4 protein-coding genes are annotated in these 10,006 nt (G+C 38.8%); all 4 read left to right on the forward strand.

The genetic code is table 11. The features are described 5' to 3' along the window. The first annotated feature begins 128 nt into the window (after window positions 1–128). The 4 genes from ABMY35_RS08150 to ABMY35_RS08165 all read left to right on the forward strand — a co-directional run bounded on the left by ABMY35_RS08150 (window position 129) and on the right by ABMY35_RS08165 (window position 9,837). Window positions 129–7,634: an RHS repeat-associated core domain-containing protein gene (locus tag ABMY35_RS08150; protein ID WP_349285734.1), complete on the forward strand. Its 7,506-nt coding sequence runs from the start codon at window positions 129–131 to the stop codon at window positions 7,632–7,634. Between the two features lie 5 nt (window positions 7,635–7,639). Next, a complete protein-coding gene (locus ABMY35_RS08155; protein WP_349285735.1) occupies window positions 7,640–8,389 on the forward strand; it encodes a hypothetical protein in 750 nt (249 codons plus the stop codon). A gap of 348 nt (window positions 8,390–8,737) precedes the next feature. Further along, window positions 8,738–8,908, forward strand: coding sequence for a hypothetical protein (locus tag ABMY35_RS08160; protein WP_349285736.1), 171 nt, complete (start codon window positions 8,738–8,740; stop codon window positions 8,906–8,908). An 80-nt stretch (window positions 8,909–8,988) separates the two neighbouring features. Next, the gene (locus ABMY35_RS08165) at window positions 8,989–9,837 is read left to right on the forward strand and encodes a transposase (protein WP_349285737.1); all 849 of its coding nucleotides are present in this window, start codon (window positions 8,989–8,991) and stop codon (window positions 9,835–9,837) included. The last annotated feature ends 169 nt before the right edge of the window (window positions 9,838–10,006 follow it).

Below are 10,006 nucleotides of genomic sequence, written 5' to 3' on the forward strand. Positions count from 1 at the left end.
TATTTTAACTAAAGTTTACAAGGTTTGAGTTTTGCAATAAAAAATAACTTGTACTAACGCCATGTTTTTCAATAAAATAATCAAAATTTCTGTAAACTTCTAATTACAAGATACGGACTATCCTGCTAATGCGCTTTTCTAAAAATAACAAGCTTCTTTTATTGTCATATTTATTTGCTAGCCAGCAAGCCCTTGCTTCATCAGCATGGGTGCCAATTTCAAATGGTGACATTACGAGCATTATTCCAGTACCTAAAGTGGAGGTAAATGGCACTAATGTTTATACAACTGGCGATAATATGAAAATATTGTTGGGAGATATAGGTGCTACCTCTGCTTATTACTACCAACTTATAGACAGTCAAACTGGCGCATTAGGTCCATTGCAATGTACAACAGCTGAAACAGCCAAAGCACAAGGTAATACCTTGGTAGCTAGCCCTGGCGTGACAAAAGGTTCGTATAAATTTCGAGTTTCAGCTTGCATGACGGGTGTTGGTTGTGATGTTGCTGCATTTGAAAAAGGAAATTTAGCCTGTTCAGAGTTTGGTAGTTCAAATCAATTTACTTATAACTCGGTAAGCGGCATCAGAACACCTTCAGTATCTGACTCTACTAATGAATATATTGGTACGACCCAGCTTCAATTTAGGGTATCAGAGAGTGGTGCTGCTACTTACACTGTGCCTATCAGTATCCCTAATGGCTCAGGCGGTGTACAGCCGCAAGTAAGCTTGTTTTATAGCTCTCAAGCTGGCAGCGGTCATTTAGGCCATGGATGGAGTTTAAATGCGGGGTCTGCAATATCAAGATGTGGCAAGACGCCCGTATACGATGGAGTACAGGGAGGTGTATCGCTTACAAAGAATGATAGGTTATGTTTTAATGGGCAAAGGTTATTGCTTAATAGCTCAACTTCAAGCGTCGGTACAGATGTCGGTGTTTCTAACTCAGACTACTGGAGTGAGACTGCCACTTATCATACGGCAATAGATAGCTTTTCTGTTATCACCCCTTATTATTCTGACTCAGAATTAAAGGCTTTTACAGTCGAAAACAAAGCGGGAGAAATACATTATTTTGGTGATGTTGGCATACTTTCAAATAAGACTCCATTACTAAAGACAAAAAGCCGAGCAACGCTACGTAATACCTTTAAAAAATACAAACAAGGCGAAACTACAGGAAATACTGATGCTTACTTAACAAGCGTCGTATCTTCAAACCTGGCTCATACTTGGTTAATAAAAGCCGTTGAAGATGTTATGGGTAGCTACTTCGTTTATAACTACAGCACTTTTGATGTCAGTAATGGTGAGTCATACCTAACCAGTATTGATTATACTGGTTCTAATAACCAAAGGCCCTTTGCCAGTGTAATTTTCAATTATAAAAATGATAGAAAGAAGTTTCTTGGCTGGAGTGCTGGTTCTCCAATACAACGAACACAATTAATCAAAGATATTACCGTTGAGATAGATGGTAAAATGTATAGACAATATACTCCATCTTACTTTGAAAGTGACTTTCTTGATGAAAAAACATACCTTGAAGAATTAAGAGAGTGTACCCTAGACTACTCCAAAAGCATTTCATCTCCTGATGAAATTTGTAATGCTCCGCTTTCATTTAAATGGCAAAAACCAGATCCGATTACATCTGAAATAAAGACTGTCTGCCCTAAAGGCCCAAATGAAGGTGGTTTAGTTACAGATGGCGAAAGTTTTCATCCAGAGTTTTATGAGTGTTTTGAACAAGTTGAAAATGATCCATTTACGCCTTTCAAATCCAGCTCAAGTAAGTATATTTCCGCAGAAAACTTAGGTTCAAGCGTACTGATTGACTTTAATGGCGATGGTTATACTGACATTCTATATCCAGATGGAGAATGGAAGGTTAAGTACGGACCTAATTTATCAACAGCTGTAACAATCGATAATTCCAGACCTTTTACTTCAGAGGAAGCGTTAAAAACAGTCAAAGTGATTGACTATAACGGCGATGGTCAATTGGATTTACTTGCCGCTAAGGAAGAGGGCCAGAATTGGCACATTATCACACACAAGAAAATCACTCGAGAAGTACAAAACTGTAACAGCGGTAATGCGTATGCACGTCGACCTGACAGTTGTTATACATACACGACTTCAATGAATGTTAATGACTTAGGGATAAAAGCCATTGGCGCTGAGTCCCGCACCCAGATAATGGATATCAACGGCGATGCACTGCAAGACATTGTATATACCTTAAATAATGAACTATTTGTCTATGAAAATACTGGGAGTAATTTTGAGTTAGCAAAAAAGTTTGTGACAGTACCAGAGCATCAAGTTGAGCGATATAATGATGAAGAAACGATAGAAATAACAACTTCATTAACTAGTAGTAACAGTTTATACAAAAACACAGCTGGAGCAGTTAATTCACTTGTACTAGATTTTAACGGCGATGGTATTACAGACTTATTAATTGCCAGAAAAACGACTGTCAAGCGATGCCATCCTACAGACTCTAATGATGATGTGAATAGAGATGCTGCGATACAAGAATCAGGTGATCTCAAAACAACTTCAGAGCCGAACTGTTGGCCAGAGGGGCCACATTTTGCGTGGTATTTATATTCAGGCGCGAATTGGAGCGAATATACTCAAAAATTCAATTATATTGATTTTTCTAATCCTAAGGTAGTCGACTTAAATGGAGATGGATTAAGCGATATTGTTTGGCGAAGTGGTGAAAAAATTAAATATCGCTTGAGTAGTGGCCGAGAATTGTTAGAACCACAAGTTGCACAATATGTCAATTCAAACTCCACGATAAGTGATATTACTTTTAAAGAAGAGCAAGAAGAATCAAGCTACTTTATGGATGTCTCTGCTGACGGTAGAACTGACTTACTGATCAGTAATAATGCTGGCACACATAGAGCAACTTATTTTTCTCGACCTATTTTAGGCGCGCCAGAAAAAGTATTATTTGAGAACCGAGGTAGTTTTGCTTTTTCAAAAGACACAGCTACACAGTTTGCAGACATTAATGCTGACGGGCAGTTAGATTGGCTACAAAGCAATGACAGTTTTACAAGTTGGGAAGTTAGGTACAGCACTCATAAAGATGAGTTAATGCACGTTATTTATGAATCTGATAATGGTCATGGTGTAACTAATCACATTAACTACGACAGTATTAACGTTACTGAAGATAACATTCCACTAAATAGAGCTGCAGTTAATATACTAAGTGATTCAAGTTTAAGGTTTAATGATGATGGTACAACTAACAATGACTACGTTGCGGCCAAAACTGGATTATTTGTTGTTTCTGGCGTACTTTCAAAGACGAACATAAAGACCAGTGCAAATATAACGACTAGCGAGTATGCATCGGTTATATATCAGTATGGTGGCCTACTGATGCATAAAAAGGGTTATGGTAATTTAGGATTCGAATTACTCAGAACACTTGATTTACAGACATGTAAAGACAAAACAGTTCAGTTCGCACCTTCTCTAAATGATGAAGATGATGATGACACAGGTAATATTGATTGGGGCGAGTTAACGCTTACTGATTTCGATAATTGTGTCACAACAACAACCATGTACAATCAGGCCGCGCCTTTTATAGGTATGCCAAAGTCGACGATTAAAACACTGGGTGTGGGTAGTGATTCAATCTTATTAAGTAAATCGACAAACGAATACAATACGAAAGAGACAATTAACGGTGGTCAGCAAGTTTATCTATCAAAATCGACCGACTTTAGCTACGCGCTAAACAAAGACTTATCATCTAGCAAATTAGTCTCAAGAACAATAACAACACAAGAGCAGGATACTTATGGCAACGTAACTGAGAGTAATGTTGTTGTAGATAATTTATCGGAGGGGGCGACAAGCTCACTTCACTACTCTAAGGTTAATACAAGTAACAGCTACGGCACGACTGCTATCGACAAGCGTATGGGCCGACTCTCGTTAGCAACAGTTACAAAGTCATATAAAACAACCGATGTAACTGACAGTAGCACTCAAATAGCAAGTTTTACTTATAATGGTAATAAGTTGCTTGAAAGCGAAACAACCGCTTTAGGTAAGACTACCCACACCTATGATGACTGGGGTAATAAAGTCGAAAGTACACTTGTGGTAAATGACTCTTCTGGCACAGTGAGAGATACACGTAAATCAAGTTTGGAATATGACACTCGTGGCCGTTATGTTATTTATACAACTAACGCAAAAGAGTTTGTTACTACCAATAAATACCTCACAACTGGCTCTAACGGCAACTTCACTACATCGCCAACAGGTCGCGTTTTAGCAATCGAGACTCACAATGAGGTTGGCAGTAACGTTAAAAAATACTTAAATGGCTTTGGCGTTGCTTATAAAACAGTGTCAAATACAGGGTCTCAGTCGCCGACGCTGGTTTCTCAAACGTTTACTAGCCCATGTAGCTCAGTAACCTGTGGTGTCAGTGGGGCTTATCAAAGGGTGATTTCAGCCGCTTCAGGTGTGCCAGAAAGTCATACATATCTAGATGCATGGGGCAGAGAGCTGCAAACTAAAAAGCGTCTGATGGATGGCAGTTGGCAAGTGGTTGCCAAATTTTATGATGCTCAGGGTCGAGCAGAGTGGGTGAGCGAACCTAACAAAAATAGTGTTTCAGGTAATAAAACAAGTTTTGAGTATGACCGTATTGGCCGTGTTAAAAAAGAAACTAAGCCAGACGGTTCAACCGTAACGCGTGAGTACGATGGTTTACAAACCATTACCACTGACGCGAAAGGTAATAAACTTCGCGTGACCAATAACTTTGCGGGTCACAAAACAGCCGTTGAAAATTTAGCTAGCAACGATGCCGTTCTCACTAAATTAACTTATGTCTATGATGCTAATAATAATCTACTGAACTCGAAAGTTTATACAGGCAGTACTTATAGTCACACCCAATCAACGCTGACCTATGATGATTATGGTCGCAAAGAGAGCATGACAGACCTTGATAAAGGCGATTGGACATATGCCTACAATGGTTTTGGCGAGCTAGTTTCACAGACCAATAGCAGCAACCAAATTGTTGAACTGCGTTACGACGAATTAGGTCGTAAAATAGCTCGTTTAGATGTGGATGGACTAACATGTTGGGAGTACGACACAGAGCTACAAGGCAAATTAAGTCGTGTTGCTTATAAAAAAGGCAGCGGACAAAGCAAAAATACCTGTAGTGCTTCGAATTGGCCAAGCAACCCGAACTACCAAGAGCAATATACGTATGGTCATAACCATCAACTAGCTAGCACAACAACGACGATAGACGGTGAAGCATTTCATACACATGTCATGTATGACGAATTTAACCGTGTTAAGTACACTCAATATCCGGCGAATGGCTTTACGGTTGAGCATGGCTATAACAGCTTAGGTATGCCAACGACATTAAAAAATGTGACACAAGGCCACCGTGACTTCGGCAAAATCTATCAAGAGGTTAAAGCAACCGATGCGCGTGGTAATGTAACTGATGTGCGATATGCTAATGGTGTAAAACAAACCAAAGGTCACAATGCGCAAACAGGTTATATAGAAGCCATGTCTTTAACCAAAGGCAGCAGTGTTTTACATAATCAAAACTTTAAGTTTGATGCGTTAGGCAATCTAGAAGAACGTAAGCATAATTTTGGTTATGGAGGCAGCGCACACGATTATTGTGAAACGTTTGGCTATGATAACTTAAACCGTCTTGATTGGAGTCGTACCAAAACAGGCACAACGGCTTGTAGCACCACTTCAGGCATTTATAAAAATTACAATTACGATGCGTTAGGTAATTTTACATATAAAGCAGGGGCTGGTTATTACACCTACCACAACAGCATAAAAAATCGTGTGTTAAAAGTGACAACTGGCGCAAATGGTACAGGCACAACGGTTTATAACTTCTCGAAATATGATAACCGCGGCAATGTACTTAACGATGGTAGCCGTACCTTTACTTACACGTCTTATGACAAACCAAGTCGCATAACAAAAGGTAGCATTGCAACTGATATGAGTTACGACCACGGCCGTAATTTGTATCGCCGTGTTGACCATCGTAGTGATGGCATAACCGACACACTCTACGTTAAAGGCTTATATGAGCGTGTGAAAGGCAGTGATGGAGTTACGGAGCATAAATATTATGTGGGTAATACCGTTGTAACAGACCGTTCAAACGGTAAACATGATACTTTGTATTTGCATAAAGACCACTTAGGCTCAACAACCTCTATCACCAATGCCAGTGGTGTAGTTGTACAACACATAAACTATGATGCTTGGGGTCAGCAAAACCGATTCCATACTTCAGGCAACTTAAGTACTTTACTTCAGCAACAAAGCCCAGCCGAAAGTAAAGGCTATACAGGCCACAAAGAGCTCAGTGACTTGGGTATTATTCATATGGGTGGCCGTATTTATGATGCCAAGCTGGGGAGGTTTTTACAGGCAGATCCGTTTATTCAGTCTCCATCTAACTCGCAGTCATATAATCGGTATTCTTATGTTTGGAATAATCCTCTGAGCCATACAGATCCGAGTGGTTATATAGGTATTTCAATTCTTAAGAAAGTGCAGCGAAATGTAATTCGAGGTGCAGTTAAAGTATTTGGCCCTGAGGTTGTTGGTATTGTAGGTAATATTGCTTCACTTGCATGTGGAGGCGCTGCACCGGCATGTGCAGCATACTGGACTTATCAGTTTAATAGATCTATGGGAGCTTCAAGTTCTGGAGCTTTAAAGTCAGCATATATATCAGCTGCAGCCACTTTTGCGTTTCAGCAAATAGGGGGGCATTACAGCGCAGCTGGAAGTGATAATTTGCTAGCCTTAAAGCATGGCATCATAGATCCCAATTCGCTAATTAAATTTGGTGGCCTCCGTCTAACTAGCTCACAGATTATTGGCCAAATAACGGCGCACGCTCTCGTCGGAGGAGTAAGTGCAGCGGTACAGGGTGGTAAATTTGGGCATGGCTTTATTAGTGCTGGTGTGACTAAAGCTGCTGGTGGTGCTTTTTTACCAGGTGGTGCTGATATTGATGGCGCAGCAGAGCTTGCGAAAAACACGGTAATTTCAGCTGTTATTGGTGGTACTGCTTCAGTACTGTCTGGCGGAAAATTTGCAAATGGTGCGAATACCGCAGCTATGCAATATTTGTTTAATCAGGCTAAGAACTTTTCTTTTACAAAAAATAAGAGCCCTCAAAAATACTTTGAAGATAATTATGAAAATGCTGAGAGGTCTCTTGAGATAAAGGGTAAGTATAGACAATATATAATTGAAGAGGATAAGGTAGGCTATGAGCTATCTTTTCAAAAAAGAGTACCTCTTTCTGCAACTGTTGATACCTCCGGTGAAGTCGAAGTTGCAATGGGGTTAGGAGTCGAATTTAATCAATTGAATTCTTTAGGTGCAAAAGGGTTTGTTAATGACCGTGGAGCTATAGGGGCCGAGGCTGGAATAGTCCTTAACGGTGCCGAGGTTGCAGTTAAGATAGAATATTCTCTATACCAAAATATCAAAACAAGCATGAAAGCTTTTTCTGAAGCTATGTATAATATGTCTAAATTTCCGTCAAATAGGTAAATGCAATGAGGTATTTAATTATTTTATTTTATTTCGTATCTTTTAGAACCTTCTCGATCACAATAGATGATATTGAATATGATATAAATAGCTATCAAAGATTAGATAAAGTAAATGTTTTGGGTACATTGAATGACAGTATTGATGATAATCAAGCAAGATATTTGTTGGGGGTTATTTATGGTTATGGACTTTACTCTAACAAAATTGATTTAAAAAAAGCTATAGCTATTTTACAACCTCTATTGGAAGAAAAGTATAGGGATATACACTTTTTACTTGGTAGCTTTTTATCGCAGAGTGAAAATAAAGAAGAGGTAAAGCTTGGTATCCATTACCTTGAGATTGCATCTTCAAGTGGAGATACTGTTGCAATGAATAACTTGTTCGTTTTATATAAAAAAGGGAAATATAATAATAAAGTAAAATTAATAAATTATTTAAAACTAGGTAAAGACCAAGGAAAACCACAAATAGCTATTTTGTATGGCAAGCTAGCCCTTGATAAGGTTTTAAAAGCAAAGAACAAAATTGAAGCAAATGAAGTTATTAAAGAGCTAGAGACCATAGATTACAGTGGTTACGAAGGTGATTATTATTATATGCTTTCTGCATATTATGGCTTTGAAAAATCACCTCTTTATGATGAAGAAAAGAGGGACTTTTATTTGATGAAAGCTTATAAAAGCGGGTCTACAAGTGCTAGAAAATTATTAATTGGCATGGGAAAAATAAAAGAGCTTAAAATTAACTAACGGGTAAACGGGGTCAGGTCTTGCATTGTGCAACATTAGAAAGGTTAACTAAGCAAGGTAAACGGGGTCAGGTCTTGCATTGTGCAACATTAGAAAGGTTAACTATATTTAGTTAACCTTTTCTTTTTGTTTATTTAAAAGTTATGAGTAGGCCATTACGTTTGGAGTTTTCAGGTGCTCTTTATCATGTCACTTCACGTGGTAATGAGAGAAAAGCCGTTTTCAGGGATGAGCAAGGCTTTGAAAATTAACAGTAAAAAAGGGAAAACAGGGTCAGGTCTTGCATTGTGCAATCTCAGAAAGGTTAACTATATTTGGTTAACCTTTTCTTTTGTTTATTTAAAAGTTATGAGTAGACCATTACGTTTGGAGTTTTCAGGTGCACTTTATCATGTCACTTCACGTGGTAATGAGCGAAAAGCCATTTTCAGAGATGAGCAAGACTTTGCAATCTTTATGGATGTTTTAGCGTCGGTGGAATCCACGGGGTCAGGTCTTGCATTGTGCATTATGAACTAACGGGGTCAGGTCTTGCATTGTGCAATCTCAGAAAGGTTAACTATATTTAGTTAACCTTTTCTTTTGTTTATTTAAAAGTTATGAGTAGACCATTACGTTTGGAGTTTTCAGGCGCACTCTATCATGTCACTTCACGTGGTAATGAGCGAAAAGCCATTTTCAGGGATGAGCAAGACTTTGAAATCTTTATAGGTACTTTAGCGTCGGTATGCGACAGATTTAATTGGGTAATTCATGCCTATTGCTTGATGCATAATCACTATCATCTATTAATCGAAACACCAGATGCCAACTTATCAAAGGGTATGCGGCAGCTAAATGGTGTTTATACACAAAAGTTTAATCGCAAGCACAGTCGTGTAGGGCACTTATTTCAAGGTCGTTATAAAAGTATTTTGGTTGATAAAGACAACTATTTACTGGAACTCAGTCGTTATATTGTATTAAACCCGGTGCGGGCGAGGGGCATGGTTGATTCTCCAGAGGAGTGGCAGTGGAGTAGTTATCATGAAACTATAGGTAAACGTGCTTCACCTGATTGGTTGGAGACCGATGCTTTATTGTTAATGTTCACAAAAAATAAAAAAACAGCCATAAAAAAATATATGGAATTTGTGGCTCAAGGTCGTGGTGTTGCTGTTTGGCATAATCTTAAAAACCAAGTATTCATGGGTGATGATGACTTTGTTGAACGCCACCAAGCTATGCTTGAAGACGACGTTGACATAACGCTTAGCGAAGTGCCTAAAAAGCAAAAGCAAATAAACATACAGCCAATCAGCTTTTTTAAGGATAAATACCGTGATGATGATAAGTTAGCTATGGCAAGTGCTTATTTAGATGGTCATTATACAATGGCTGAAATAGCAGCCGAGTTTGGGGTACATTATTCAACGGTAAGTAGAGCAGTTGCAAAATGCAAGACCTGACCCTGTAAGTTTTGTAAGTAGAGCAGTTGCAAAATGCAAGACCTGATAATCCTCTAGTCAGCCTCCGGGGCCTTCGTTAGCTATGCTAACAGGTGCTGAAACCAAGACTGACCGGAGACTGTTATGGCACTTTACTGTGGTATCGACTTACATTCAAATAATCACGTCA

The sequence above is a fragment of the Pseudoalteromonas sp. BZB3 genome, assembly GCF_040104455.1.
Lineage (GTDB): Bacteria > Pseudomonadota > Gammaproteobacteria > Enterobacterales > Alteromonadaceae > Pseudoalteromonas.

Coding starts and splice junctions, on each gene's coding strand:
- ABMY35_RS08150 (WP_349285734.1), top strand. CDS start 129: ATGCGCTTTTCTAAAAATAACAAGCTTCTTTTATTGTCATATTTATTT.
- ABMY35_RS08155 (WP_349285735.1), top strand. CDS start 7,640: ATGAGGTATTTAATTATTTTATTTTATTTCGTATCTTTTAGAACCTTC.
- ABMY35_RS08160 (WP_349285736.1), top strand. CDS start 8,738: ATGAGTAGACCATTACGTTTGGAGTTTTCAGGTGCACTTTATCATGTC.
- ABMY35_RS08165 (WP_349285737.1), top strand. CDS start 8,989: ATGAGTAGACCATTACGTTTGGAGTTTTCAGGCGCACTCTATCATGTC.